Raw genomic sequence first — 25,908 nt, forward strand, 5'->3', positions numbered from 1 at the left:
AAAGGATCCTCTTATGAGTGAAGAAAACAAAGAAACGATCACATTGACACTTGATCCAGAAAGCGAAGCCACTACAACCGTTTTGACAGAGCCCATTTTAACGTCTCCAAAACAAGAAATCGAAAAACCATCGGAGCCTCTTGCGGACATCAAGATCGATCCAGGCCTTTTCAATGAACAAGAAATGAAGGCGATCGACGATTTTGCGCAAAAGATCAACATCAAAGACACGAATCAAATCATTCAATATGGAAGCGCTCCGCAAAAAAAGCTGGCGGATTTCTCAGAAAAAACGTTAGAAAGCGTAAAAACGAAAGACCTTGGCGAGGTTGGCGAGCTTTTGAGTTCTGTCGTCATCGAGCTAAAAGAAACCGATATCGATGATGAAGAGAAAAAAGGCATTTTCGGCTTGTTCAATAAAGGAAAAAACAAGTTGGAAGTCATGAAGACCCGTTACGCGAAAGCGGAAACGAATGTAGAAAAAGTGGCTGAAAACTTGGAAAACCAGCAAGTCGTGCTGATCAAGGACAATGCGATGCTCGATCAAATGTACAACTTGAACGCCCAATATTTTAAAGAGCTTTCGATGTATATTTTAGCAGGAAAGAAAAAGCTCCAGGAAGTCGAAGCCAAAGATCTTCCAGAAGCAAAAGCCAAGGCGGAAAGGACCCAATTGCCAGAAGACGCCCAAGCCTATCAAGATCTTGTTTCCTTTGTCGATCGATTTGAGAAAAAACTATACGACCTTGAGCTTTCCAGAATGATCGCGATCCAGACAGCTCCACAATTAAGGATGCTTCAAAGTTCAAATTCTGTCATGATCGACAAGATCCAAACCACTCTTGTGAATACGATTCCGCTATGGAAAAATCAGCTTGTGCTCGCTTTTGGCTTGAATCACGCTAAGCAAGCTGCCAAAGCTCAACGCGAAGTTACAAATATGACCAACGAGTTGTTGAAGAAAAACGCCGATACTCTCCATCTTGCCGCCACCGAAACCGCAAAAGAAACGAATCGGGGCATCGTGGATATCGAGACGCTTCAGCATACCAATGAAAAGCTCATCCAAACCTTTGATGAAGTTCTCCAGATCCAGGCGGAAGGCAGAAAAAAACGCCAAGAAGCCGAATCTCAAATGTTGGCGATGGAACAACAGCTCAAACAAAAAATGTTGGAAATTCGTCGATAACACGCTACCGCAAAACCTTAGGTTTTGCGGTTTTATTTTAATAAAAAAAGAGATGTCCATTGAACATCTCTAAATCAAAACAGCTCGATCATCACTGAATTCCGCTCCAGAAGCTTCTTGGAACTTTTGATGGAGCATTTCAACTGTTAATTTTTTCTTCTCTTCATCACGAACGTCGAAAATGATCTTTCCGTTATACATCATGATCAAACGATTTCCGATCTGGATCGCATCCTTCATATTATGGGTGATCATGATCGTCGTTAAATTTTGTTCTTCTACGATCTCTTTTGTCAAATCAAGAACTTTCTTTGCCGTCAATGGATCGAGGGCCGCTGTGTGCTCATCCAAAAGCAGCAGTTTTGGACGCTGTAAAGTCGCCATCAGTAGCGTCAGCGCTTGACGCTGACCTCCAGAAAGAAGACCGACCTTCGTGCTCATTCGATTCTCTAAGCCCAGTCCTAAGCGCTGCAATTCCTTTTGATAATCTACGCTTTCTTCTTTTTTACATCCCCAGCGAAGCGTTCTTGGTTTTCCTCTACGCTTTGCGAGCGCAAGATTCTCTGTGATCATCATATCCGCTGCTGTTCCCATCAAAGGATCTTGGAAAACACGACCAATTTGTTTGGCACGTTTGAATTCTGGTTGTTGCGAAAGTTCTTCGCCATCCAATAGGATATGTCCAGAATCGATCGGATAGACCCCGGCAATCATATTCAGCAAAGTCGATTTACCCGCGCCATTTCCTCCGATTACTGTCACAAAGTCGCCATCTTCCAATTTCAAAGAAAGACGATCCAAGGCCTTCTTTTCATTGACTGTTCCTATATTGAACGTTTTCGATACATTTTTAATCTCTAGCATGAAATGGCTCCTCTATCGCATCGACTTCCGCCGTTAATTTTTTATACATCTTTTTTTGTTTGGAACTTTCCATCATGATCGGAATAGATAGCGCCACCCCAACCAAGATCGCAGTGAACAATTTCAAGTTATCTGCGTTTAAACCAAGCTGCAGCACGACGGCTACAATGATCCGGTAGCAGATCGACCCGATCACAATCGAGATCAAACGCCTAGCGAATCCGCCTTTTCTTCCAAAGAGCACTTCACCTAACACGATGGACGCTAGCGCCATGACGATCGCGCCGATCCCCATCTTGACATCCGAATACCCTTGTTGTTGAGCGACCAAAGCCCCCGAAAAGGCGTTGAGCGCATTTGAGAGCATCAAAGCAAGAATGATCGTGACATTCGTTGAGATCCCGTTGGCTCGAACCATATTCGCATTGTTTCCCGTCGCGCGGATAGCTGAACCGATCTCCGTTCCAAAAAACCAATAGAGAACTCCGATCACCAGCGCCGCGATCAAGATCCCGATCAGAAGAACGACTAAATTGTTTGTTGAGATCCATACGCTCACGCTCCGTGGCAGATCGATCACATCGGCGACCTTTGAAAATATCGTTTCCGTATTCAGCAAAGGCAAATTACTCTTTTGCATGATCATCAAGTTGATGGAATACAAACCAATCTGGGTCAATATTCCTGCTAAAATTGCTGGGATCTTGCAAATCGTATTCAAGATTCCCGTCACAGCTCCCGCTAAGGCGCCCGCGATCAATGCAAACAGCAAAGAAAGCCATGGATCCATCCCATTGACGATCAAGATCGCGCTCACTGCGCCTCCTGTCGCAAAGCTCCCGTCGACCGTTAAATCCGCAAAATCGAGGAGACGAAAGGTGATATAGACACCTAACGCCATGATCCCCCATAAGATCCCTTGACCGATCGCGCCCTCTATTGATAATAAAATTGACATACTATTCGATGATTTCCGCTTCTTCTTTCAAATCACTTGGAATTTCAATACCGATTTCTTCGACTGTTTTGCCGTTGATCGTAAGTTTACATTTTTCATTTGGCAAATATTCGATAGCCATCGTCTTTGGATCGCTTTCGCCCTTTAAAATTTCTGCGGCTTGCTTGCCCGCCATTTTTCCAAGCTCATAGTAATCCAGCCCATAAGTCGCAAGCCCTCCATTGGCAACCATTCCCTCTTCGCCAACGATCGTGGGGATCTTGTTCGCATTCGTCACTTGTGTAAGCGAAGCCATTCCTTCAGCGAGCAGGTTGTCTGTAGGAACATAGATCGCGTCGACTTTTCCAACGAGCGATTCAGTCACTTGCTGAATCTGATTGGAATCAGTAACAGTTGCTTCAACGACTTCTAGATCAAGATCTTCTGCTTTCTTCTTCGCTAGATCTGCCTGAAAGCGGGAATTATCTTCCGCGTTGCAATACATGATCGCGATCTTCTTGGCATTTGGAACCATCTGCTTGAGCAGATCGATCTGCGCGTCGATCGGATTCAAATCCGAAGTTCCTGTCACGTTCGTATCTGGCTTGTCATTTGATTTTACAAGACCGGATGTTTGAGGATCCGTCACAGCGGATACGACGATTGGAATATCTTTCGTCTCGTTGGCAGCTGCTTGGGCCGAAGGTGTCGCGATCGCATAGATCAGATCTACATTATCATTGACAAATGTGTTCGCGATCGTTTTATTGTTAGATTGATCGCCTTGTGCGTTTTTATAATCGATCTCGACCGCATCCGTGTCGTATCCATTTTCTTTCAAGCCCTCCACAAAACCTTCATACGCTTGGTCTAAAGCAGGGTGTTCGGCATATTGAATGATCCCGATATTCGCTTTTTCGCCTTCTCCTTCCGTTTGGCCTTGAGAACAGCCGACCATAGCGAGCGCCATCGTGGCGGCTGCACACGATTTTAAAAATTTGTTCATTGTATTTCTCCTTTCGATTTTCTCTCTATTGCCTCATTTTACACTAAATATAACAGAATGAAAAGAATGAAAAAAAATGAAACTCAGCGAGTTTCATCCTAATACATTTTCAATCACGACTTTCATTACGTATAAAACAGTGGAAATCGTTAACAAACGAACAGCCCCATTGTACATCGCTTGCTTATAGTCGAGCTCTTTTCGAAAAGAATCGATGACAAGACATAGATCGTCGATCATTTTTTGGGCCACTTCACTTGCAGGAAGTTTGTAAAGAGAAGGGATATTGAAACGAGTCGCATCGAGTTCATGTTCTCTTTTGGTCACTGAGATCTTGAGCGCGATAAAGGTTGTCAAAAGCATCCCAAGAAGCGAGGCGAGCGACAAGATTTGATACAACCCTGTGTGAATAAAAGCGATAAGAGAGCTTAGATCCCAACCTCGAAACATTTCCTTCCATTTCATATCATTGACGACCACGATCAATAAAGCCGCCATGAACGCGATCAAGATCGATACTTTCGTATAAATATCATCTTCGATCTTGATCAAGCGCTTATATTGAGTATCGCATAAAAATGCGACCATCAAATAAGAAGGTTCTACTGTTGACTGGAGAAGGTCTTCCGAATACTTATTCATAATCTCTCCTTCATGGCTTCATTTCGATCCCATTGATCTCAACGGAATCATCCAGCTCGATCACTAAGCACTTTCTGCCATTTACGATTTCAGTCTTCACTTTTGTATCTCCGCCATTTTTGACATTTACTGTAATATCCGGCACCTTGATCGCCATCTTCTGCACATTCGTCATGTTCACGGCCTTCAACTCTTGATCATCCAAGATGCTTTTATAGACGGCATCAAAATGTTCCATCGATACAGGATCGGCTCCTGAATATTCAAGAAGCTTTTTTACATCGCTTTTTGAATAGACGATCGAGCTTGGCTCTTCTTCGCTTTCTGCGATCGAATCATAAATGTTTTCATGGATATTCGTGAGGACTTCCATCGACAAGCGGTCCTCGAACATTCCGATGAGCACTTGAGCAAAACGGCTCTCTTCATCAAGTGGAGACAGCGAATAGTCTACATCTAATACATTTTCAATAAAAAAAGGATTGATCGATTTTGTATTCTTGGCATGATAGAGCACATGATTGACATCGCTTGCTCTTTCTGAAAAACACGGATATAAAAACGCATCCACTGGATCGGCTTTGATTTCCATATCAATATTGACTTTACGTTCTACTTGATTGTTTTCTCGATTATAATACAATCCGATCTTTGTTTGATCGACCGGACAGATCGAAACCAGCATGAAGCGATAGGTATATCCATCTTCATAGCTCGCTTCTAGATTTTTTGATTTAAGAGGAACGGAATATTCACCGAAAGCCATCGTGATGAACACAGTATTGGAGTAATGCCCTTCCTCTATGATTTTTTGGACTAAGCTTCGAAAGGAGTCTTCATCCTCTAATTGGTTTTTTACGATCTCGTACAGTTGTTCTTGCATTGGATTTGGCTTTCCATCCACTCTAGGAAAACCAAATTCCAGCAAATTCTTGCCTAAGGTTCCGGCCAAGGATTTTTTGAAAATCTCAATATATAGATCGCCTTCCTCTTGCGATAAAAGACTAAAATCTTTCATATCATAGCTCAAGATTTTTTTTTGTTCCGAATTGATCAAGGCATACGCGCTAGCGACTTTTGAAATATAGAGCAGTTCGTTTTCCCAAGTGATTTGTCGCTTTAGTTCTGCAAGTTCTTTTTTATTCATCTCTATCCTCCATTGATCTCATTGCCTATTATACATTTTTTCTAGAAAGTTTGAGATCTAGAAAGCAGAAGCACATAACGCGTTTTCAATATAGAAGCGTGATAGGGTGAAGTTATGACGATCAGTAAACAAGAATTCTTAAGACAGTGCACCGAATTCGAGAATTTGATGCGCCATAAGTACAAGCTTCAGGAAAACGAGTCTCCTTATTATGAATTTGCGCATCTGCCTGAATTCAAAGAATATATTGACGATATTAATGTGATCCGGATCTTGCGCAACACTTATGTCCACAATAATACTTTGATCAATGGAGAAGAAGCGTTCGAGATCAAGCCTGTGATCGAAAACGCATTGAACGAGATCATGGAAAAGCTAAAAAATCCTCCGATCGTTCAAAGCATATATACTTCGAAGGTGATCAGCGCCAAACCAAATGATCGAGTCTGGACTACGATGTATACGATGAAAGAAAAAGGCATTTCTTATGTACCCGTCTTGGAAAACAAACATGTTATTGGTGTCTTCAGCAAAACAACGATCTTCGACGCCTTGATCGACCACACCGTCATCAAAAAGAACGAAACGATTGGCGACTTGCTCAGATTCTTGCCCAACGATTCTGATTCCTATCAAGAATATGATTTTATAGGGATCCACGATTCGATCGAACATGCGCGGCAAATGTTTATGAAACTGAGAAAAAAGCCGCTCGAATTGTTGTTTGTCACCCAGAATGGTTCGAAAAACGAGCCACTGATAGGGGTTCTTAGTCCGTATGATCTTTTGAAGGATCGTAGCGAAGATCAAATATAGAAGCCTCTTCATTCAAGATCCGAGTTTTATAGAGCAGAAAGCCGTTATGGAGATATTTCTGCTTTTTATGTTCTTCATCCGTTTCAATGATGCAAAGGCATCCTCTTTCCTTCGCCATTTCTTTGGCGTCTTTGAGCAAGCGGCTCATATATCCGTGATTCCACGCCTCTTGTTTGACGGCGAGCAATTCGATATGGATAAAAGACTTCCCTTCTTTCCTCAATTGGATTTCTTGCGAACTGCCTCCTCTTGAGCCAAACTCCATATTTTTATAAAGATCCTTCCATCCTAGGATCTTGATCATGCCAATCAGTAGTCGAAAATACGCGAAAATAGGCGTTACACTTTTCTCATCGGAGATCAGCATGACTGCTTGATCATCCAACGAATAAATTGCACAATATTCAAGCATAACCGATATATTCAATAAAATATATCGTTCGATCTTTTCTTTGTTTTTGAAATGATAAAAAGAGGCGCTTGGATACGGGTAGAAGGCAAATGCTTTTGCGATCCAAGCTCTCTCTTGCGTACCTAACGTTAACTTTCTTATAGCCATGCTTTAAGAATAACGAAAAATCAGCAAAAAATGTAGCACAAATGAAGCATTTGTAGACGAAAGAAAATATAATGAAACTATGAAACGATATTCCTTAAGAAAAGCAAGCGTCCTATTGATGGCGGCTATGATCGGACTAGCGCCTCAATATCTCTATGCTGCTGAAAAAGAAAAAAGTGAGCCGACCAACACAAATGCGGCTCTATTTAAAACACTGGATGAGCAAAAAGAAGCTCTGAAAGAATACCCGATCCTTTTTTCAGCTGGATTTAACGCGTTCAAAAACCAAACCGATGATGGAACCTATATCATTCCTGGGCTACTACATACCCAAAGTCTCAGCAAAGAAGGTAAAGTGAGCGAATGCGATGAAATGACACCACAAGGTGTGGCTGTCGTGGATGATTATATTATGATCAGCGCGTATTGTTATGAGCATGAACACAACAGCGTCATTTATGTTTTGGATCGAAAAAATCACAACTATTTAAAAACGCTCGTTTTAAATGGTATGCCGCATGCCGGAAGTATCGCCTACGATCCTTTGAACCGTAATCTTTGGATCGCCACAAAAAATGAAAAAAGAGATCGTGGTGCATTGTCCTACATCAGTCTTGCGAAAATCGATACGTATGATTTTGCTCATGATAAGCGTGCGATCCTATACGACTATACCCTCGAGATCCCGACTTTAAAAGATGTCTCTTTCATGACTTACTATAAAAATCAAGTTTTTTGTGGATATTTTTCAAACGATGATAAGAATTTGAAAGTTTATACCTATGATATTGATCCGATGACAGGCAATCTTGTCACCAACAAGCATCATACGGCGATCGCGAAAGGCATCGATCATATCGGTAATTATTGCCAAGGGATCGCGATCAATGATGAATACATCGTTCTTGCTGCTTCCGACGGCCCTGATTTGCAATCAAAACTCAGTTTTTATAGTCGAAAAGAAAATTATTTGCTCCCAAATACAGCAGAAGAAGTCATCGATCTGCCTCCTCGTCTTGAACAGATCTACTTCAATGGCGGCAATACGCTAATCTTGAATTTCGAATCGGCGGCAAAACACTATCGAGATGAAGGGATCTATCATATCGATCGTCTATTGAGTTTAAATGTGGATGATTTAATGAAATAGATTTTTTGGTTCCTCTTTCCGTGTTATGATTAAGTCTAAACGGAAAGGGGAATTTTTTATATGGAACGAGAGAAACTCAGCTCCCGTTTAGGTTTTATTTTGATTTCTGCTGGTTGTGCGATCGGGATCGGAAATGTTTGGAAATTTCCATATGTGGCTGGCCAAAATGGTGGGGCTATCTTTATTTTGATCTATTTATTGTTTTTGATCCTTTTAGGAATTCCCATCATGACGATGGAATTTTCTATGGGGCGGGCTTCTAGACGATCTCCTGCACGGATCTACGAACAATTAGAGCGCCCAGGAACCCATTGGCATTATCATGGAAAGATTGCAGTCGCAGGTAATTATTTATTAATGATGTTTTATACGACTGTAGCTGGCTGGATGTTGAAATATTTTTTAGATTTTACGTTTGGGTGGATCGATATGTCTTCGCCTGAATCCGTCGCAATGCATTTTGAAGCGATGAACAAAGATCCTTTCACTCTTGTATCGATGATGGCGATCGTCGTTGTTTTAGGTTTTGGGATCTGCGCTCTAGGTCTGCAGTCAGGCTTGGAGAAATTCAGCAAATGGATGATGTCTTCTTTATTGCTGATCATGCTCGTCTTAGCGATCAATTCGATTTTTCTAGAAGGCGCGCAAGAAGGATTGCGGTTTTATTTGCTGCCTAACTTGGATCGTTTTCTTGCAGCGGGTCCTTTTCAAGTGATCGTATCTGCTATGAATCAAGCGTTCTTCACTCTCTCTTTAGGAATTGGCGCCATGGCAATCTTTGGCTCCTATATTGACAAAAAGCATACTCTGTTGAGTGAATCGATCAATGTCGCTTTTCTTGATACATTTGTTGCGATCACGGCTGGCTTGATCATCATTCCCGCTTGTTTTGCTTTCAATATAGAGGTGGGAGCAGGTCCATCCTTGATCTTTATCACTTTGCCAAATTTATTCCACAACATGCCGTTTGGTCGGCTATGGGGCGCTTTGTTTTTTGTTTTTATGTCTTTCGCTGCTTTTTCTACCGTTTTAGCTGTCTTTGAAAATATCATCTCAAGCACGATGGACCTATTTTCGGTTTCTAGAAAAAAAGCGTGTTTATATAATGTATTCATTGTTTTTCTTTTATCGCTTCCATGCGCTCTAGGATTCAATCTTTTAGAACAGATCGCCCCTCTAGGCACTGGAACGACGATATTGGATCTCGAGGATTTTATCGTATCCAATCTGATTCTTCCGTTAGGCAGTTTTGTTTTTGTGCTTTTCTGTACATGGAAGCTTGGCTGGGGATGGAACTCGTTTGTGCAAGAAGCCAACCAAGGAAAAGGGATCAAAGTTCAGCCATGGATGAAAAACTACTGTAAGTTCGTTTTGCCTCTTGCGATCCTCTTTATCTTTCTTGCTGGTTTTTTCGCTTGATCTTTTACTCCCGGTCTGGGAGTTTTTTTTATAAAAAAATACCGGAGCCCCGGTATTAATATTGATCCTTTTTATATGCTTTAGCGAGTTCAGCATATTCTGCGGCGCTTAAAGCGTTTGCCTCGATTTCTTCTGGCGTGAGTTTACGGATAGCTTTGGCTGGCGAGCCTAAAATAAGCATTCCTTCCTCGTATTCTTTATTTTGTGGAACGAGAGAGCCAGCTGCGACGATCGAATTTTTTTTGATTTTCGCTCCATTCAATACGATCGCTCCCATTCCGATCAGCGTGTTTTTTTCGATCGTACAGCCATGCAAGATCGCGCCATGTCCGACCGTGCATCCTTCAGAGACGATCGTATCATACCCTTCGTCGCAGTGGATGACGCAGTGATCTTGAATATTGCTTTCTTTCTTGATCAAGATCTTTGCGTGTTCAGCTCGAAGCACGCTCTGAAACCAAATGCTTGCGTTGGCTTCGATTTCTACATTTCCTTTAATTGTCGCATTGGGTGCGATCCATGCGTTGTCATTAATTTTCATCCTATTCTCATTCTCCTATATTGGCATGAGCCAAACTTGTTCGGCTTCCGTTTGGGAAAGATACCCATTTTCGACCATCGCCTCCAGAACGAGACGCTGTCTATTTTTTGCTTTATCAAAATGGGTGACTAGATCATAATTGGCGGGCGATTGAGGGATCCCGGCTAAAATCGCGCATTGCCCTTCATTCATCTGTTGTGGATATAATCCAAAATATCCACTCGACGCTTCATAGATCCCAGTGTACCCATTTCCGTAATTGATAATATTGACATAGAGGGCAAAGATCTCTTCTTTGCTGCAAGTGTTTTCTAGATCGTTGGCTAGAAAGATTTCCGCGACCTTTCTTTGAAGAGAAAAATCGAATAATCCATACATGTTTTTTACAGTTTGTTGACTGATCGTGCTTCCTCCGCTCTCTAGCATCCCTGGAACGAATTGGGAAGCCACTGCTCGAACGATCCCGATATAGTCAACGCCATGATGATAGAAAAACCTTCGATCCTCGATCGCGACTGTCGCGTCCACGAGAGTTTTGGGAAGCTGTTCATACGGAATAAAATCAGGGGACGCTTCGATCGTTTCGACGATTTGTGCCACGTTTTTATTCGATGTCAGATCTTTGTATTGCTTGTAGCCTGAATAGCCAAAAAAAGCACCAGCGCAAAGAAAAAACAAAAGAACACATTTTACGATGAATTTTATGAATCTTTTCATACTTTCCTCCTGGCACTTTCACAATAGCATGAATCATGATTTCTTTCCTTTCATTCCCGTAATCTACTAGACGAGCTTTGCTTCGAAAAGAAAGCGGATTTGGTCGTTGTCACAGTGTACTCGCAAATTCAAATCGTTTCGTCTGCTGATCTCTTTTGCGATCGCTAGACCTAAACCATAGCTTTCAGAATTCGTGCGCGAAGAATCTACTTTATAAAACCGTTCAAAGATCTTTTCTTGTTCCTCTTTAGACAGAGTTCCAGGATTTGCGATCGAAAAAAGCGCGTTTGAATCCGCTTTTTGCACATTGAATTCGATCCTTCCCTCTTTAGGTGTATATTTTTGAGCGTTGTCCATTAAGATCAAGACTAGATCTTCTAGATCATGCTGATTGGCTTTGATAAAGAGATGGTCTTGGATCTTCGCTTCAAGTTCGATCCCTTGCTCATACAAACCTTCTTCTTTTTCTAAAATGATTTTTTGACATAATGAAGAAAAATCAAATCGTTCTTTCTCTTCTTTCGGATTGGATTCCAATCGAGCGAGCTCTAGCAAGCGAAAGATCAAGCGTTGCATTCGATTGGTTTCTTCATAGAGCGATAAGAAGATTTCATTGTTTGGTTCTTGTTCTAGTAGAGATTGCGTATCCGCTTTTAAGATCGTTAATGGCGTTTTGAGTTCATGAGACGCGTCGGATACAAATTGTTTTTGTTTTTCCCACGCGATCCAAACGGGTTTCAAGATCCAGCGGCTCGCGAACCATGAAGCGGTCCCAAATAACAATAAAATAAAAATAAAAGATTGAACGCATTGAAAGATGAGTGTATGGAGCTGTTCGCTCAGCATTTCCGTTTCGACAAAGCCTGTGATATATCCACGTCTTGTTTCGTGCTTCTCATAGATGAGATCATCTTTTTTTTCTCGTTGATCGATTTTGGCTTGTTCTGCTAGCTCGATCAATTGGACTTTATCGATCAAAACGTTGCGTTCATCACCAAACAAGGTGTAGCTTTCATCCCAAGCATCATAAATTAACGTATATGTTGGTACGCCCGGTGATTTATGATTTCTTAAAGGGGTAAGCTCCAAGGCCCATTCTAAACTTTGTTCGATTTCTTGTTCATTGGATCGATAGGAAGCAAAGCAGATCGAGAAAAAAATCGCGAGCATGAGAAGAGCTACAAAACCGAGTGTAAATCCAAAAAGCTTCCACCGCAATGTTTTGATGACGTTATTGTTCAAGGCGATACCCTCGCTTGCGAAGTGTCTGGATCTTGACGTTCGAGTCTAAAAACGCGAGTTTTTTTCGAAGAAATGATATATACACTTCGACATTATTATCAAGGGCTTCGCTGTCCATTCCCCAAACAAAATGGAGCAGATCCTCTTTTGAGAAGATGCGTAAGGGCTCTTTAAGAAAGCGTTTCATGATTTCAAATTCTTTATACCCTAAATGAACGTTTTTTTCCTTGGTTTTCAGATTTCCGTTTTGTAGATCTAAGCTTAAATCTCCATAGCATAATTCTTGGAGCACGACTTCCCCTTTTCTTCGAGTCAAAACTTTGATGCGGGCAAGTAGCTCGGCTGGAGCGAATGGTTTGGTCATATAATCATCCGCGCCTAGATCTAAGCCTTTAACTTTATCTTCAACTTCATCTTTGGCCGAAAGCATCAAAACAGGGGTCTCATCTTTTCTTTGCCGGATTTCTTGAAGCACTTCATAGCCGGACCGTTTTGGGAGCATCAAATCAAGGATCACGAGATCAAATCGGCTTAATTCTAAATAGTCGAGCGCTTCTTGTCCATCATAGACGATCGTAGTCTGATAGGAGTGCTTTTTAAGGATCCTTGATATCGAGGCCGCTAAATTTTTTTCGTCTTCAACGATCAAGATCTGCATAATATTTTTGATATTCAGCAATATAGGAAAGGATTTCTTCGATCGAATCCGAAATAAAATACATCCGCAAAACATCTTCCTTCATAAAACCATTCTCGACGCCTTCGATCAGCAGCGTGTTGAGAGGATCGAGGGAGTGGTCGATGTTATAAAGACAAATCGGCTTATCGAGCTGTTCGAGCTGCTTCAAAGTCAAGATCTCGAAAAACTCTTCGAAGGTTCCTATCCCTCCTGGCGTGACGATAAAACCGTCTGCCAATTGTTCCATTTTTTCTTTTCGCTCGCGCATCGTATTTGTATAAATAAATTCAGTGCAAGAGTCGGATAGCGCTTCCCATTTTTTGAAAAACGTAGGAGCGACTCCAATGCTTTTTCCATTCTTTTTATTAACGCCTTGAATAAAAGCGCCCATCATGCCTGTCGAACCGCCTCCAAAAACGAGTGTCCAGCCTTTTTCAGCTAGCGCTTCGCCTAATTGGACTCCTTTCTTGATATAGAGCGGCTTAATTTCATTGCTGCTTGCTCCGTAAATACAAACTTTCATAAATTATCCTCCTTATATGTCCATAGATTCCATAGATAAAGTGCGATGATGATCGCCCAAAATGAGCGACCAAACAATACAAATGTCAAAAACAATTGAGTCCAAGCGATCTCGTTTCGAGCGCCTGAAAAAAAGTAGATAAACAAACCTCCGATAAGCAAGCTTCCGCAGCCGGCTAGAAAAGAATCAAGGATCAAAAACAAGGAAACGATCCATATCGTCTGTACAAGACAGATCAGCCCTTGGTCTTTGAAGCTTTTTATTTGAAATGGAGGAATGTGAAAGGGCCAGATTGTTTGATAAACAATAGATATCCCTAGTCCATACGCTAGACAGATCGAAACTTCCATCGCTTCGGGTGCTATGCTTGCGATCATCAAAAGCATTCCTATTCCAAACAAGGAATAGGAGCGCAAGACCTTTTCTCCGATCAACATTCCTGAACTACAATATAGAAGGATTTGTCTTAGGTCAGGAACTTTGAGGAGATGAGGCGCGTGATTTACGAAAACGACAAAGCCCAAAATACAAAAAAGAAAAGAAAGAAACCACTGTCGGGTTCTTTGAGTTTGCATACCAATTTCCCCTTATTGAACGGAGTTATTTTATCATGAACTCAGAGAAAAAGAGGGTTTAATCCCTCTTTTCTCGCTTTTTTAATATAAACCATAAAATCAGCGCACTTGCGAACAAGAGCAACGAAATGATTTGCGATGTGGAAAAGCTTCCAATTTCCCCCCGAACAAGATCGCCTCGAAAATATTCGATGATAAATCGTCCTATACTATACGCAAACAAATACCATAGGCCAACTTCTCCATGGAACGTATTCTTTTTCTCTTTGACTAGCCAGATCAATACGAAGAAAAGCAAGAAGTCAAAAGCTGAAGAAATCAACTGCGTCGGAAATAAAGGGATTCCCGCTGGAGCGAGGGAGCCTTCTGGAAAGACAAGTCCAATCGGAAGATGGGTCTCTACTCCATAACAGCATCCTGCAAAGAAACAGCCTAATCGGCCAAACCCTTGGGCTAAAGCGACGGAAGGGATGATCAAATCGACTTGTTCTAAAAAATTAAGATGATACTTTTTACAATAAAGATAGCCTCCAAGCAATCCTCCAAGGATTCCTCCATATACGACCCAACCACTCACTAGATCGAACAAGATCGCTGGATCCTGCAAAACTTCTTGAAATCGTGTGATACAATAAAGCAGTTTGGCTCCGATAAACCCTGTGATCACGAAAAAGATCGCCATAGGTTCTAGATGAGATATGTCGATACCGAGTTTTTTTCCTCTTTTTTCGGTAACAAAGAATGCGGATATTATACCGATCACATAAAACAGTCCATATGTATGGGCCGTGAATGGTCCTATCGTAAATAAATCATTATACATTGATTCACCTCTTTTCGATGATTCAAATTTTACAGAATTGAATTTATAAAGCAAGCAGTTTTTATTTCCTCTTCGATTTACGTATCATTATTAGAAAGGGAGTCTATTATGCATTCAAACAATCGATCGTCTATTTTATATGCTGGTATCTTTTTGTTTCTTTATTCGCTGTTCGCTTTGATCTTGATGCTTCGATCCTCGCTGTTTCCTGGTCTTACCATTTTACAAGTTTCTATCGTAGTCGTTTTAAGTGATTTTACGATCCTTCTTTTCGCCAAGAATCATAAGATCGCATGGATTTTTTATGGATTGATCCTGATCTTGATCAGTGTGTTCATTTCACGTCTTTACATTGTAGACCAAGAACTGAAAGTTTTGCAACCAAGTATAGCAAACCAATTTGAAATTCGTACGCTTTACGCAAAAACCCAAGATCCTGTATTAAATACGATTGGCTTTCTTAGCCAAGATGAGAAGGAATTAGAGGAACGTTCTGCTCTGTTTTCAAATATTGAACGTATTTCTTTCTCTTCAAAGAAAGAGTTATTCGATGCGCTTGATCAAAATAAGATCCAGGGTGTTGTGATCGATCCTTCTCAAAGCGAAAAAGGACTTGTTGCTTTGGAGAGCTTCGCCTATTCGATCCCTGAATTTGGGCCCGTGAAAAATGTGGACCTTCTCAAGAATATATCCACGATCTTGATCAAAGATAAAAATGGATTCAGCTTGTTGCAGATCGATCCGAGTCATCATTCACTTCTAGTGAGAAAGCACTTAAGCTCTTTTGATCAAAAGAGCTGTCAAAATAGCTTAGGCTCGATGCAGGCTTGCAGCGAAGAAGAACTTGCTCTTCCGATCAATTATGCGATCGATCTTAAGATCGAAGAGCTTGATTTTTTCCAGTGGCAAAGGATCCCGTTATTTTGGAATCCTAATCTTGATCAGGAAAACGTATTAACGAATATGAGCGCTTCTTCTATGAAAGATCTGTTTTTATTGCCGCTCGATACGTACTCTAATATCACACGGTAAATGAATCGGCGCGAAATTCGACAATTTCATAGGAACGATCTCGATGGAAGCTTGCTGTTGTTTCATTTTTAAAATTTATTTCAACAAAGAAAGTGGATGTGAACCACTTTTTTTATATTCATAATTTGAAACAATGGATTTTAGGGATGTTTTTCTTTTATCTATAAGTTAAAGAATACATTATTATAAGATTTTATAATTGGATGCAACAGTTTAATGATATAATCGTGGAGAAGGATGGTGGTTTAATGATCGATATTCCAAAAGATGAAAAAGTACAGGTTGGAAAAGCCATCGATTTTTTACGAAAGAAAGAGTTTAAGAAAAATCCTTCTTTTAAAATCGAATGCTTTATCGAAACCATTTGTTCTAAAGCCACCTATGTCAAGCTTAGAAAAATCCCATTAAAGGAAAGTGAGATTTATGATTCTCTTTTAGCAAAATTGAATCTTATTTATCCTTATGATCCTCGAGAGCAGACGAAGCTTTTTCATACTGAGAAACTCATGGAAGATGCATTCATCCATAGAGACCCCGACGAAAAAAAAGCTTCTAGATTCATTGATCAACTATTATTCTACTTCCCATTCGGTCTATGACCGGCTAAAGTATATTGCTTTTAAGGATTCCGCTATGTCTGTTCCTGAATTACTGGCGATTTACGAAATTGTCCAATCGCCGATCAGAGAAGTGATCATGAACAGGATCATTGACGTTCTTGAAAGCATGCCTCCTTCTGCAATGTCTGACTATATTCAAAGCCGTCTTCATTTCCATACGATTCGCAATCAGATCGATTACCTGTTTCTGATTATTCGAAACAAGCATTATTATCAAGCTGTCGCTTTGTGCGAATCTTTATTACGTTCTGCTACTCTCCCGATCGATCGAGCAAAGATCCGGATTGCCAAACTAATTTTGCTTCACCAAATTGACCCTCGCCATTTTGATTTGGAAGCTCAAGCTCTTTCTAACGATCCTTCCTTCCCTTTGGTCAGAGAGGATTGGATCCATATTTGCGCTTTTCATGCCTACAATCAAAACGATTATGATCGAGCCCAGCTGCTTTTTGAAGAAGAGATCAAAAACCAAAAAACTTTTTTTCCTGCTATTTTGTTTCTTGCCCATATGCATGATCCCAAAATAGAATTTAGTCAAGAAGTTTTTTGTCGTTACAACATCCAAGATTATCCAGTCGCATATCAACACTTATACACATATTTCAAAATGAAATTTTCGCACAGTTCTTTCTCTATCCTCGAAAGTTACTTATGGAACATTTGCCGAAAAGAAATCAAAGAGTTTTATCCAGAAAATATCATCATCCGATTGATTCACGATGAACTGGAATGGATCAGCGAAAATACAGGAAACAGGACAAAACTATATATGTTCCATCAACAGTTTGATTAAACTTTTTTTATAAAATCATATAATTTATATGTTTTATTTTTTTCCGTTCAATTTTTTTCCTATTCATTTTTTTCTTTTAGAATCAAATTGTAAGGAGGAAAGAAAAATGGAATTAGTTTTTATCGGCGATAGTTTAAAGACAAATATTGTTAATGTTGCTTGTCAGTATATATTTAGTAAGAAATGCCCCTTATTATATATAAAAAATCCAAACTATCGATGTAATAGAAAGAAAATGATTGATGATTTCAGTGAAATAGTGTTTGCGTTGTTTGATTCGGAGAATTAAACATGAAAGTGCTTAATATTCGGAGAATACAAATATTCACCTTGTTTTTTTCTATTCTAGATTTGCTGTGTTTATACGGATTCATCCAGGCGATCCAGATCTTTATGGATCGTTTGATCGCAGGCCATCGAATTGACCAAAAAGACCTACTAATTTTTTTAAGTTTACTGAGCGGAATGATACTTTGTGGTTTGTGCTCTCAATATGGATTTAATTTGCTACCCGTACTAGGCAAGAAAAAGCTGATCATTCAATATGAAACTCAGCTTATGAAAGAGGATCATTCTTTCTTCGACCAGCACTCTACAGCCTTTCTAATGTCACTATTTCAAAATGAAATCAGTCTTCTAGGTCAACAAAAAGCGATATTTCCGGTCGTTTTTCTCTATCAAAGCATTGCGCTGACGGTTGGTACTGCTTTTTTGCTGATTAACGAATGGAGACTAGCCCTTGTCCTATTCGCCATTATTGGATTTTGTTTTGTGCTCACTCGTATATTGTCAAAAAAAATCGCAGACAATACCCAGAAAGTTTATAAAGAAAAGAACAATCTCTTTCAGGTTCTCCACGAAGATATCACAATGCATCGGCTAATCCGTTTTTTAAATAAAGAAGATTATTTCTCTTTGCGTTTTAGAAAGGTACTAAATGATCGACTGATCCCGATTGAAAAGAAACAAGCAAATCTTTCTACACAGTATATCACGATCTATTCTGTCCTTTCTCGAGCTCTTCCTCTTTTAGGCGCTGGAATCGGATTGATCTTCATGTCGTTAGAGGGGATGGAGCCCGGAAAAATTCTTTCCACTTACGCGCTGATTTCTTTGATTCAGGAACCGATCATGCAGCTGGCAGAAACAAGGACCCAAAAAAATACGATCAATACTCTTCAAGAAGCGATCAAACAAGTTTTTATACAACATCAAAAAGACAGGAGAGTTGTTGATTCGTTCGGATCTATCCAAAAAACCGATATCCAGATCGAACAGTTTCAATATCCTGATTCTTCAGTGATTCTGACTGGTCTTTGTTTTTCGATCCTGCGTGGTCAACATACAAAAATTGCCGGACCTAGCGGGGTAGGAAAAAGTACATTGATGGAGTTGTTGATGGGAGTCCAAGGTGGAAGAAATACCCATATCTTGTTCAATGAAACAGAAAACTCAATGTTTTCCCGAAAATGGTATTCACAACACATTTTGATGGTTGACCAAAAACCGAAGATTTTCAAAATGTCTATTCTTGAAAATATCACATTGGGAGATACGTTTTCCAAAATCGATCTTGATGAGATCTTGTATACTTGTATCCTTCAGAACATTATTGATGAACATCAAGATCAGATTGTCGATGATGAAAATGGATTAAGTCTTGGGCAGGCTCAACGAGTATCGATCGCCCGAATGCTTATTCGTAAGCCTGATGTTCTGATACTTGACGAACCGGTAAGCGCCCTCGATGAAGTCACGACATCTTTGATGATTGATCGTCTCAAACAATTTATTGAACGTTATCATATCACTTTGATCATCTCATCCCATAATCCAGCTATAAACACTCTATGTCTACAAACGATCGACTTGAAGAAAAACAACTGATAGCGAACTATGCCTATACTAAGCAGAGAATTTCTCTGCTTTTTTAAATAATATCTGCGCATGATCGCTTAAAAATATGATTATCTTAGGTATCTATAGATTAGACCTTAAAACTCGAAACAAAAAAAGAAGTGTTTCCACTTCTAAAGCTGATTGTTTTATCGTTTCGAATTTGCATTCACGGATTTCATGATCTGACGAATCTGCGCCTCGCTTGGTTTACGTCCCATCTGCAGGAACATAGCGCGAATCATCTTTTCATTGATCGGAGGGTTTTCCTTTAATTCTTTTTCGAATTTTTTACGAGTGAAATAGAATGTAAGGATCCCACCAATAAGTGCTCCCACGAGCGTGAATCCTACTGAAGACCAGAAATTCATATAGTTACCCCATTTCTTCACTCGATATTTTACTCTTTTTTAAAGGGTTTGACAACCGCAAACCTTTCGCTTCCACAAGAAGAATCGATACGAAAATCAAGCCTCCGCCAAGATACATCGTCCACGTTTTAACCTCATGGAAGACTAAGATCGCAAAAAAATTCGCGAAAAGACATTCTGTCGACAACAATAAGCTCGCACTCGAGGCGTCCGTATACTTTTGCGCCCACGTCTGCAAGAAATAAGCCACACCCGTCGCAAAAAGAATGCTGTAGGCCATGCTTAAAACCGCCTTGATCGAAACGATTTCCGGCCATGAATCCACCATCAAAGCGCATGGGATCGAAAGAAGCGCGGCTACACTCATTTGACAAGCATTCACAGCGATCGGATCCGCCTCTTTGGAAGCTTTATCGTTCGCGATGATTTGAAACGCGAAGAAAAAAGCACATCCTAACGAAAACCAATCGCCATTTCGAAAACGAAGGCCTTGTTCGGAACAAGACATCAATAAAATCCCAGCTAGACAAAGGAAGCTGGCAAGACATTGAATCCCTCTTGGCTTTTTATGAAAGAGCATCCACATTAAATACGGAACCAATACGACATTGACAGACGTTAGAAACGCATTGGTTCCTGCATCAGAATTTTTAAGTCCGATCGTCTGCAATGTGAATGCCATAAAAAGAAAGAAGCCAGAAATCACGCTATAACACAATCCCTTTTTAGAGATCGATGGCTTAAAGAACCAAAAGATCATCCAATACAAAAGAGAAGCTCCCGAAAAGCGGAGCGCTAAAGTCGTGAAAAAAGGAAAGGTTTCTAAGGCGCTTGCCGTTGCGATAAAACCAAATCCCCAAATCATCGCTGTCAACAAACAGGCAATATTTGCCCACTCTTTCTTATTCATCTTTAAAAAGTAACTCCTGAATATATGGATCTTTCTTTTCCCATAACCCTTCTTTGATTTTCGGCATTTCCTTGATCCATTGTTCTCCTTGAAGAGGACCATATGGCAAAGAATACGTTTGACTCGCGTTCATGATCGGAACTTCGTGACTTTTGATCACTTTCTTCTCATCTTCTTCATAAAGAATATGGTCCTTTTCGCAGTCAAGAAGCGTCAAAATATGGCCAGGATTGGATTTGATCGCTTTATAAAGTCGATTCCCTTTTGCTGGTCTTGAAGCTTTCGCAAATTCATCCACATGCATTCGCTTCATTTTTCCCTCTTTCAAAAAGACGATCCATTGCTGGGCAATAGGAGAAAGCGCAAAAGCGGCTAATTGATCTTGGCTTGCAAAATTTATTCCCTTGACCCCTTTTGTCTTCAATCCTGTTTCTGGAATATCTAAGATCGAATACTGCAAGCCAAAGCCTTGAAGACTAGCAAGATACACTTGATCGACATCCGAATACGAGATCTCAGCTTGGATGAGAGCATCTTCGCTTCCTACTTTCATGCATACCATTTCCTTATTCATCCGATTGACTTCGAAAGAAGATAAGCAAGAGCGCTTGATAAATCCAGAACGAGTCGCCATCACGATCTGTACATCCTCTCTAAAGACATCCACAATATAGGCGGATATGATCTTTTCATTGGCTTCTATACGAAGATAGTTCGAAAGATGGGTTCCGATATCTTTCCATTTTTTCTCCTCGATTTGATGGATCGGAATATATCCATAGGTCCCTCGGTCGGTGAAAAACAACAACGTTTCCCGTGTATTCGCTTCCCCCTGGCTGACGATGATATCTTCTTCTTTATGTCCAGAAAGCGGTTCTGTGCTTGCGTTGTAGGAACGCATCGAACTTCGCTTCACATACCCATCTTGGCTGATCGAGACCATCACTTGTTCGCTTGGAATCATCGCAAGCGGATCGATCACGATCTCTTCCACTTCTTTTTCAATGATCGAACGGCGCTTCGTTGGAAAAAGAGTGTTGATCTCTTTAAATTCTGCGATCAAAACTTGATCTCTGACCTTTTTATCGGTAATGATCATATGGAGCCGATCCACTTCTTTTTTTAGCTCTTTGAGTTCATTTTTTAATTCCAGGACATCTGTGTTCGTTAAACGATACAAACGCATCGATACGATGGCTTCTGCTTGCGCCTCGCTAAACGCAAAACGATCGATCAAATTTTGTTTCGCGTCTTTTTTATCTTTACTCTTTCGAATGATGTGGATCACTTCATCAAGCACAGATAAAGCTTTGATCAAACCCTCTAAAATATGTTGCCGGTCGCTTTTCTTTTTCCAGTCATATTTACTTCTTCGAAGAACGACTTCTTCGCGATGATCTAAGAAGGCATCCAACGCTTGGATCAATGACAATTGAACAGGTGATTTATGAACGATCGCGATCATATTGTAGTTGAAGGAAATCTGCAGATCCGTATTTTTCAATAAATAATTCAAGACGAGTTGTTCATTTTGATCATTTTTGAGATCGATCACGATTTTAAGACCATTTCGATCGCTTTCATCCCGAACATCTAAGATCCCATCGATGCTTTTGTTGATCCGGATCTCGTCGATTTTTTTTACAAGCGACGATTTAATCACATCATATGGGATCTCGGTGACAACGATTTGCTTGATCGTTTTCGTCTTCGCAAAATGCGTCTTAGAACGAATGATCACCTTTCCTTTCCCACTTGAAAAAGCTTGATGGATCCCATCGATCCCCATCACGATCCCGCCTGTAGGAAAATCCGGACCTTTAACGATTTTCATCAAAGAATCCAGATCGCAATCTGGATGCTGTAAACGATAGATACAGGCTTCAACGATTTCATTGAGGTTATGTGGTGGGATATTCGTCGCATATCCTGCCGCAATTCCTGCGATCCCATTGATCAAAAGATTAGGAAAGCGGGCTGGCAAGACGGTCGGTTCCATTTTCTCATCCGAAAAATTGGGCGTCCATTCTACCGTGTCCTTATCGATATCTTCCAATAAAAAATTGGCTAGATGCGACAAACGAGCTTCTGTATATCGCATAGCCGCTGCTGGATCATCGTCGATCGAACCATTGTTTCCTTGCATATCGACAAGAGGGATCGTCGTCTTCCAATTTTGCGAAAGCCTCACCATCGCATCGTATACCGAACCATCCCCATGCGGATGATAGTTACCAATAACGTTTCCGACCGTCTTAGCAGACTTATGATACGAACGATCGTACGTATTTTTGCTTTCGTTCATGGCGAATAAAATACGCCGTTGAACCGGTTTTAGACCATCTCGAGCATCCGGAAGCGCCCGCTCTTGAATGATATATTTAGAATATCGCGCGAATCGCTCCGCCATGATGTCTTCTAGCGTATTTTGACGGATTCCTTTGATTTCTTGAGAAAATGCTTCATCTTTCGTTTTGCTCACGCTTGACTGACCTCCTTGCTGTAGTCATCTTCAAGAGTAAAAGTGACGTTTTCTTCGATCCAAGTCCTTCTTAGATCCGCTCGATCCCCCATGAGCTCGCTTACTCGTTTTTCGGCGGTTCGCGCGTTATCGATCGTCACTTGGATCAATGTTCTTGTTTGTGGATTCATCGTCGTCTCCCACAATTGATTGGCATTCATTTCGCCAAGTCCCTTGTATCGAGTCAGAGTATATCCATTTTCATATTCTTTCTTTTTCTCTTCCAATTCTTCGTTGGTATACAAATATTCTTCCTGTTTACCTTTTGCGATCCGATAAAGAGGAGGAAGCGCAATATACAGCATTCCTTCTTCGATCAAAGGACGCATATAGCGATAAAAGAATGTCAGCAGCAAGTTCTGGATATGAGCGCCATCGTCATCGGCATCCGTCATGATGATTACTTTATAATAGCTTGAATCTTGTGGCGAGAAAGCAGAGCCGACTCCCGCCCCTAAAGCGTGGATGATCGTATTGAGCTCTTCATTTTTCTCGACCGCATCCAATTTCGCTTTTTCCGTGTTAAGAACTTTCCCACGAAGAGGAAGGATCGCCTGGTATTTTGAATCCCGTCCTTGCTTGGCGCTTCCTCCCGCCGAGTCCCCTTCCACTAAATACAATTCTTTTTTTCGTGCGTCTTTTGATTGAGCACTCGCGAGCTTGCCGCTCAATATTTTCTCGCTTCTTCCTTTCCCTTTCCCTTTTCGCGCTTCATCGCGCGCTTTCCTTGCCGCTAATCTTGCTTGAGAAGCGCGTTGGATTTTTGCGCAAAGCACATTGGCTAATTCACGATTTTCTTCAAGAAAGTAGCGAAGATATTCAGTCACGACCGCTTCGGTGGCGTTTTTCGCTTCAGGACTTCCTAATTTTTCTTTTGTCTGCCCCTCAAATTGGAGCAGTTCTTCTGGTATGGTCAAATTCAATACTAGAGTGAGCCCCTCTCGAACATCGCTGCCATCAAAACCTTTTTCTTTCTCTTTCAAAAAACCATTTTTACGGGCATATTCGTTAAAGGCTTTTGTAAAGGCAAGCTTAGCTCCCGTTTCATGAGAACCCCCATCTTTGGTCCGAACCATATTCGCAAACGAAAAAATGTTTTCTTGATAATGGTCTGTATATTGAAAGGCGCCCTCGACTTTGATCTTGTTGTAGATCTTGCTGAAGGATACGGTCGGATGCATCCCTTCCATATCTTTATCTACTTCCTCAACAAAAGCTTTCAATCCGTCTTCGTATTGGTAAACATGTTCGCGCAGCTCGCTGCCTCGTTCGTCTTTAACGACCATTTTGAGCCCTTTTAATAAAAAAGCATCTTCTTGGGCTCGTTCCGCAATTTTTGAAAAGGAAAAGTGCGTCTGCTTGAAAATTTTGGGATCGGGTTTGAAACGAACTGTGCTTCCTGTTTTTTTTCTCGTGCCGATTTTTTCTAGAGGACCGATCACTTTGCCTCCGTCCTCGAATCGCATTTGCCAAATCGAGGATCCATCATGAACAGTCACGATACACCATTCACAAAGCGCGTTGACGACACTGGCGCCGACCCCATGCAGCCCTCCCGCATTGTGATAGCCACCTTGAGAACTGAATTTTCCACCAGCATGGAGCACCGTAAAAATAACAGCGAGCGTGCTGATCCCTGTTTTATGCATTCCAACAGGCATTCCACGACCATGATCTTCGACTTCAACGCTCCCGTCGTTTTTTAATGTGATCGAGATTTCATGTCCATACCCATTGAGCGCTTCATCGATCGCATTATCGACGATTTCCCACACCAAATGATGAAGACCTTTGGAATCCGTAGATCCGATATACATTCCTGGTCTTTTACGGACCGCATCCAGTCCTTCCAAGACAACGATGCTTTCTTCGTTATATTGATTTTGTGCCATATCTTTTCCTTCCTAAACTTCGCCCATTATAGAATAGACATTCTGAAAAATTCAAATATTTCCAGTGAATATTCCAATTATACACTATTTTTTATCTTATAAAGAATAGAATTACAGAATTTTTGGTTTTTTCAATTTATCTAGCGCTTCTTACTTTTCTCTAAAGCGAATATGCTAAAATAAATGCGAGGTGAATTTAATGTTGATTTTATATACGATCTTATGTTTATTATTGGGATACCTTCTAGGATCGATCCCATTTGCCTTGATTATCGGCAAAATTTTCTACCATACAGATATTCGCAATCATGGTTCTGGCAATCTTGGGGGAACCAATGCTGGACGGGTTTTAGGAAAAAAAGCGGGGATCGCCGTGATCGTATGCGATGTTTTAAAAGTCGTGCTCGCTGTTGGTATTGCGAGCTTGATTTCGCCAGCTGCCGCGACATGGACAGGATTCATGTGCTGTATTGGCCATTGTTATCCGATCTTTGCACACTTCCATGGCGGAAAAGCGGTCAGTACCGTTTTTGGTTTCTTGTTGGGAACAAGTATTTTTGTCTTCAAAGACACATTTTATTTTTTAGTTCCATTTTTGATGTTTTTTATCGTTCTTTATTTATTCAAATTCGTTTCGCTCGCCAGTATTTGCGGTATAGTCTGTGGTACCCTTTTTATTACCGCCACATTGTGGTCAATGAATGTTCAGAACATTTTAGTCATTATCGCCTGCTGGCTCATGGCGATCTTAGTGATCTATCGGCATTTAAAAAATATCCGAGCGATCCAAAATGGAGAAGAAAGAAAGATCACCTGGATGTAAACAATGATCAGCACCCTGTCAAGTAGACACGGGAAATAATTTACTGGAGATCCGCCTCTTTAATAGCACTTGCTATTAAAGAGGCCTTTTTTTTATCTATACCTTCCCAGTATTTTTTGATTCGTTTATTCTCTTTGATTGGATACAGTACCGGTTCATCGGTTGCTTTTGCAGCTTCTCTTACTTCAGATGCAGTAAGTCCGTGAAAACGTTCCTGTGGA

At 40.8% G+C, this 25,908-nt stretch carries 27 protein-coding genes; 9 read left to right on the plus strand and 18 right to left on the minus strand.

Going from position 1 to position 25,908, the window contains the following annotated elements; genetic code table 11:
- Positions 1–13: 13 nt before the first annotated feature.
- Positions 14–1,189 (plus strand): toxic anion resistance protein, encoded by a 1,176-nt coding sequence (locus BO225_RS01075; RefSeq protein ID WP_076340440.1) that lies wholly within the window; start codon positions 14–16, stop codon positions 1,187–1,189.
- 69 nt (positions 1,190–1,258) lie between these two features.
- Here BO225_RS01075 and BO225_RS01080 read toward each other — a convergent pair whose 3' ends face one another.
- The 5 genes from BO225_RS01080 to BO225_RS01100 form a co-directional block, all read right to left on the minus strand.
- Positions 1,259–2,053: an ABC transporter ATP-binding protein gene (locus tag BO225_RS01080; RefSeq protein ID WP_076340441.1), complete on the minus strand. Its 795-nt coding sequence runs from the start codon at positions 2,051–2,053 to the stop codon at positions 1,259–1,261.
- Positions 2,040–3,011, minus strand: a complete 972-nt coding sequence (locus BO225_RS01085; protein ID WP_076340442.1) for an ABC transporter permease — start codon at positions 3,009–3,011, stop codon at positions 2,040–2,042. Before BO225_RS01085 ends, BO225_RS01080 begins: the two co-directional genes overlap by 14 nt.
- Before the next feature lies 1 nt (position 3,012).
- Positions 3,013–3,996 carry an ABC transporter substrate-binding protein gene (locus BO225_RS01090; RefSeq protein WP_076340443.1) on the minus strand — a complete coding sequence of 328 codons (984 nt, stop codon included), beginning with the start codon at positions 3,994–3,996 and terminating at the stop codon, positions 3,013–3,015.
- Between the two features lie 93 nt (positions 3,997–4,089).
- On the minus strand, positions 4,090–4,638 hold the full coding sequence (locus tag BO225_RS01095) for a hypothetical protein (protein WP_076340444.1): 549 nt from the start codon (positions 4,636–4,638) through the stop codon (positions 4,090–4,092).
- 10 nt (positions 4,639–4,648) lie between these two features.
- Positions 4,649–5,785 carry a DUF4317 family protein gene (locus tag BO225_RS01100; RefSeq protein WP_076340445.1) on the minus strand — a complete coding sequence of 379 codons (1,137 nt, stop codon included), beginning with the start codon at positions 5,783–5,785 and terminating at the stop codon, positions 4,649–4,651.
- Positions 5,786–5,899: 114 nt separating this feature from the next.
- Between BO225_RS01100 and BO225_RS01105 the strand changes: the two genes are divergently transcribed.
- Positions 5,900–6,601 carry a CBS domain-containing protein gene (locus tag BO225_RS01105; RefSeq protein WP_076340446.1) on the plus strand — a complete coding sequence of 234 codons (702 nt, stop codon included), beginning with the start codon at positions 5,900–5,902 and terminating at the stop codon, positions 6,599–6,601.
- Here the strand turns inward: BO225_RS01105 and BO225_RS01110 are convergent.
- Positions 6,555–7,160 carry a GNAT family N-acetyltransferase gene (locus tag BO225_RS01110; protein ID WP_076340447.1) on the minus strand — a complete coding sequence of 202 codons (606 nt, stop codon included), beginning with the start codon at positions 7,158–7,160 and terminating at the stop codon, positions 6,555–6,557. The two genes, BO225_RS01105 and BO225_RS01110, sit on opposite strands and share 47 nt — an antisense overlap.
- A 79-nt stretch (positions 7,161–7,239) precedes the next feature.
- Between BO225_RS01110 and BO225_RS01115 the strand changes: the two genes are divergently transcribed.
- Positions 7,240–8,310 (plus strand): YncE family protein, encoded by a 1,071-nt coding sequence (locus BO225_RS01115; protein WP_076340448.1) that lies wholly within the window; start codon positions 7,240–7,242, stop codon positions 8,308–8,310.
- A 60-nt stretch (positions 8,311–8,370) separates the two neighbouring features.
- Positions 8,371–9,729, plus strand: coding sequence for a sodium-dependent transporter (locus BO225_RS01120; RefSeq protein ID WP_076340449.1), 1,359 nt, complete (start codon positions 8,371–8,373; stop codon positions 9,727–9,729).
- Between the two features lie 55 nt (positions 9,730–9,784).
- On the opposite strand, the gene BO225_RS01125 is transcribed toward BO225_RS01120, so the two are convergent.
- The 7 genes from BO225_RS01125 to lgt all read right to left on the minus strand — a co-directional run bounded on the left by BO225_RS01125 (position 9,785) and on the right by lgt (position 14,829).
- On the minus strand, positions 9,785–10,270 hold the full coding sequence (locus tag BO225_RS01125; RefSeq protein WP_076340450.1) for a gamma carbonic anhydrase family protein: 486 nt from the start codon (positions 10,268–10,270) through the stop codon (positions 9,785–9,787).
- Between the two features lie 15 nt (positions 10,271–10,285).
- A complete protein-coding gene (locus tag BO225_RS01130) occupies positions 10,286–10,987 on the minus strand; it encodes a biosynthetic peptidoglycan transglycosylase (protein WP_076340451.1) in 702 nt (233 codons plus the stop codon).
- A gap of 66 nt (positions 10,988–11,053) precedes the next feature.
- A complete protein-coding gene (locus BO225_RS01135) occupies positions 11,054–12,229 on the minus strand; it encodes a sensor histidine kinase (RefSeq protein ID WP_076340452.1) in 1,176 nt (391 codons plus the stop codon).
- Positions 12,219–12,908, minus strand: coding sequence for a response regulator transcription factor (locus tag BO225_RS01140; protein WP_233120263.1), 690 nt, complete (start codon positions 12,906–12,908; stop codon positions 12,219–12,221). The genes BO225_RS01135 and BO225_RS01140 overlap by 11 nt, the downstream gene beginning before the upstream one ends.
- Positions 12,868–13,431, minus strand: coding sequence for an LOG family protein (locus BO225_RS01145; protein ID WP_076340454.1), 564 nt, complete (start codon positions 13,429–13,431; stop codon positions 12,868–12,870). The genes BO225_RS01140 and BO225_RS01145 overlap by 41 nt, the downstream gene beginning before the upstream one ends.
- Entirely contained in the window at positions 13,428–13,868 is a 441-nt protein-coding gene (locus BO225_RS01150; RefSeq protein WP_143356718.1) for a hypothetical protein, read from the minus strand. Before BO225_RS01150 ends, BO225_RS01145 begins: the two co-directional genes overlap by 4 nt.
- Before the next feature lie 196 nt (positions 13,869–14,064).
- Positions 14,065–14,829, minus strand: a complete 765-nt coding sequence (gene lgt / locus BO225_RS01155) for a prolipoprotein diacylglyceryl transferase (protein ID WP_076340456.1) — start codon at positions 14,827–14,829, stop codon at positions 14,065–14,067.
- A 108-nt stretch (positions 14,830–14,937) separates the two neighbouring features.
- On the opposite strand from lgt, the gene BO225_RS01160 reads away from it, so the two are divergent.
- The 4 genes from BO225_RS01160 to BO225_RS01180 all read left to right on the plus strand — a co-directional run bounded on the left by BO225_RS01160 (position 14,938) and on the right by BO225_RS01180 (position 19,161).
- Positions 14,938–15,861: a hypothetical protein gene (locus tag BO225_RS01160; RefSeq protein WP_076340457.1), complete on the plus strand. Its 924-nt coding sequence runs from the start codon at positions 14,938–14,940 to the stop codon at positions 15,859–15,861.
- Between the two features lie 248 nt (positions 15,862–16,109).
- Complete coding sequence (locus tag BO225_RS01165) at positions 16,110–16,460, plus strand: hypothetical protein (protein ID WP_076340458.1); 351 nt, start codon at positions 16,110–16,112, stop codon at positions 16,458–16,460.
- Positions 16,461–16,494: 34 nt separating this feature from the next.
- A complete protein-coding gene (locus tag BO225_RS01170) occupies positions 16,495–17,274 on the plus strand; it encodes a hypothetical protein (RefSeq protein ID WP_076340459.1) in 780 nt (259 codons plus the stop codon).
- A 291-nt stretch (positions 17,275–17,565) separates the two neighbouring features.
- Complete coding sequence (locus tag BO225_RS01180; RefSeq protein WP_076340461.1) at positions 17,566–19,161, plus strand: ATP-binding cassette domain-containing protein; 1,596 nt, start codon at positions 17,566–17,568, stop codon at positions 19,159–19,161.
- 158 nt (positions 19,162–19,319) lie between these two features.
- On the opposite strand, the gene BO225_RS01185 is transcribed toward BO225_RS01180, so the two are convergent.
- Genes BO225_RS01185 through parE form a run of 4 tightly spaced genes read right to left on the minus strand, consistent with a single transcriptional unit; the run spans position 19,320 to position 24,864 of the window.
- Positions 19,320–19,541, minus strand: a complete 222-nt coding sequence (locus tag BO225_RS01185; RefSeq protein WP_076340462.1) for a YneF family protein — start codon at positions 19,539–19,541, stop codon at positions 19,320–19,322.
- A 4-nt stretch (positions 19,542–19,545) separates the two neighbouring features.
- Positions 19,546–20,451 carry a DMT family transporter gene (locus BO225_RS01190; protein ID WP_076340463.1) on the minus strand — a complete coding sequence of 302 codons (906 nt, stop codon included), beginning with the start codon at positions 20,449–20,451 and terminating at the stop codon, positions 19,546–19,548.
- On the minus strand, positions 20,444–22,933 hold the full coding sequence (parC, locus tag BO225_RS01195) for a DNA topoisomerase IV subunit A (protein WP_233120264.1): 2,490 nt from the start codon (positions 22,931–22,933) through the stop codon (positions 20,444–20,446). The genes BO225_RS01190 and parC overlap by 8 nt, the downstream gene beginning before the upstream one ends.
- Positions 22,930–24,864, minus strand: a complete 1,935-nt coding sequence (gene parE, locus BO225_RS01200; RefSeq protein WP_076340464.1) for a DNA topoisomerase IV subunit B — start codon at positions 24,862–24,864, stop codon at positions 22,930–22,932. Before parE ends, parC begins: the two co-directional genes overlap by 4 nt.
- Positions 24,865–25,063: 199 nt before the next feature.
- Here parE and plsY point away from each other — a divergent pair, with 199 nt between their 5' ends.
- The gene (plsY, locus tag BO225_RS01205; protein ID WP_076340465.1) at positions 25,064–25,687 is read left to right on the plus strand and encodes a glycerol-3-phosphate 1-O-acyltransferase PlsY; all 624 of its coding nucleotides are present in this window, start codon (positions 25,064–25,066) and stop codon (positions 25,685–25,687) included.
- Between the two features lie 40 nt (positions 25,688–25,727).
- On the opposite strand, the gene BO225_RS12260 is transcribed toward plsY, so the two are convergent.
- Positions 25,728–25,908 (minus strand): hypothetical protein (locus tag BO225_RS12260; RefSeq protein WP_198936074.1); only part of this gene is annotated, 181 nt, incomplete at its 5' end.

Origin of the sequence: Dubosiella newyorkensis (assembly GCF_001945605.1) — a bacterium.
Taxonomy (GTDB): domain Bacteria; phylum Bacillota_I; class Bacilli_A; order Erysipelotrichales; family Erysipelotrichaceae; genus Dubosiella; species Dubosiella newyorkensis.

Coding starts and splice junctions, on each gene's coding strand:
- BO225_RS01105 (WP_076340446.1), top strand. CDS start 5,900: ATGACGATCAGTAAACAAGAATTCTTAAGACAGTGCACCGAATTCGAG.
- BO225_RS01080 (WP_076340441.1), bottom strand. CDS start 2,053: ATGCTAGAGATTAAAAATGTATCGAAAACGTTCAATATAGGAACAGTC.
- BO225_RS01090 (WP_076340443.1), bottom strand. CDS start 3,996: ATGAACAAATTTTTAAAATCGTGTGCAGCCGCCACGATGGCGCTCGCT.
- BO225_RS01190 (WP_076340463.1), bottom strand. CDS start 20,451: ATGAATAAGAAAGAGTGGGCAAATATTGCCTGTTTGTTGACAGCGATG.
- BO225_RS01160 (WP_076340457.1), top strand. CDS start 14,938: ATGCATTCAAACAATCGATCGTCTATTTTATATGCTGGTATCTTTTTG.
- BO225_RS01180 (WP_076340461.1), top strand. CDS start 17,566: ATGAAAGTGCTTAATATTCGGAGAATACAAATATTCACCTTGTTTTTT.
- BO225_RS01085 (WP_076340442.1), bottom strand. CDS start 3,011: ATGTCAATTTTATTATCAATAGAGGGCGCGATCGGTCAAGGGATCTTA.
- BO225_RS01110 (WP_076340447.1), bottom strand. CDS start 7,160: ATGGCTATAAGAAAGTTAACGTTAGGTACGCAAGAGAGAGCTTGGATC.
- BO225_RS01185 (WP_076340462.1), bottom strand. CDS start 19,541: ATGAATTTCTGGTCTTCAGTAGGATTCACGCTCGTGGGAGCACTTATT.
- BO225_RS01075 (WP_076340440.1), top strand. CDS start 14: ATGAGTGAAGAAAACAAAGAAACGATCACATTGACACTTGATCCAGAA.
- BO225_RS01150 (WP_143356718.1), bottom strand. CDS start 13,868: ATGTTGATCGGAGAAAAGGTCTTGCGCTCCTATTCCTTGTTTGGAATA.
- plsY (WP_076340465.1), top strand. CDS start 25,064: ATGTTGATTTTATATACGATCTTATGTTTATTATTGGGATACCTTCTA.
- BO225_RS01130 (WP_076340451.1), bottom strand. CDS start 10,987: ATGAAAAGATTCATAAAATTCATCGTAAAATGTGTTCTTTTGTTTTTT.
- lgt (WP_076340456.1), bottom strand. CDS start 14,829: ATGTATAATGATTTATTTACGATAGGACCATTCACGGCCCATACATAT.
- BO225_RS01120 (WP_076340449.1), top strand. CDS start 8,371: ATGGAACGAGAGAAACTCAGCTCCCGTTTAGGTTTTATTTTGATTTCT.
- BO225_RS01145 (WP_076340454.1), bottom strand. CDS start 13,431: ATGAAAGTTTGTATTTACGGAGCAAGCAGCAATGAAATTAAGCCGCTC.
- parE (WP_076340464.1), bottom strand. CDS start 24,864: ATGGCACAAAATCAATATAACGAAGAAAGCATCGTTGTCTTGGAAGGA.
- BO225_RS01100 (WP_076340445.1), bottom strand. CDS start 5,785: ATGAATAAAAAAGAACTTGCAGAACTAAAGCGACAAATCACTTGGGAA.
- BO225_RS01125 (WP_076340450.1), bottom strand. CDS start 10,270: ATGAAAATTAATGACAACGCATGGATCGCACCCAATGCGACAATTAAA.
- BO225_RS01095 (WP_076340444.1), bottom strand. CDS start 4,638: ATGAATAAGTATTCGGAAGACCTTCTCCAGTCAACAGTAGAACCTTCT.
- BO225_RS01165 (WP_076340458.1), top strand. CDS start 16,110: ATGATCGATATTCCAAAAGATGAAAAAGTACAGGTTGGAAAAGCCATC.
- BO225_RS01170 (WP_076340459.1), top strand. CDS start 16,495: ATGTCTGTTCCTGAATTACTGGCGATTTACGAAATTGTCCAATCGCCG.
- BO225_RS01115 (WP_076340448.1), top strand. CDS start 7,240: ATGAAACGATATTCCTTAAGAAAAGCAAGCGTCCTATTGATGGCGGCT.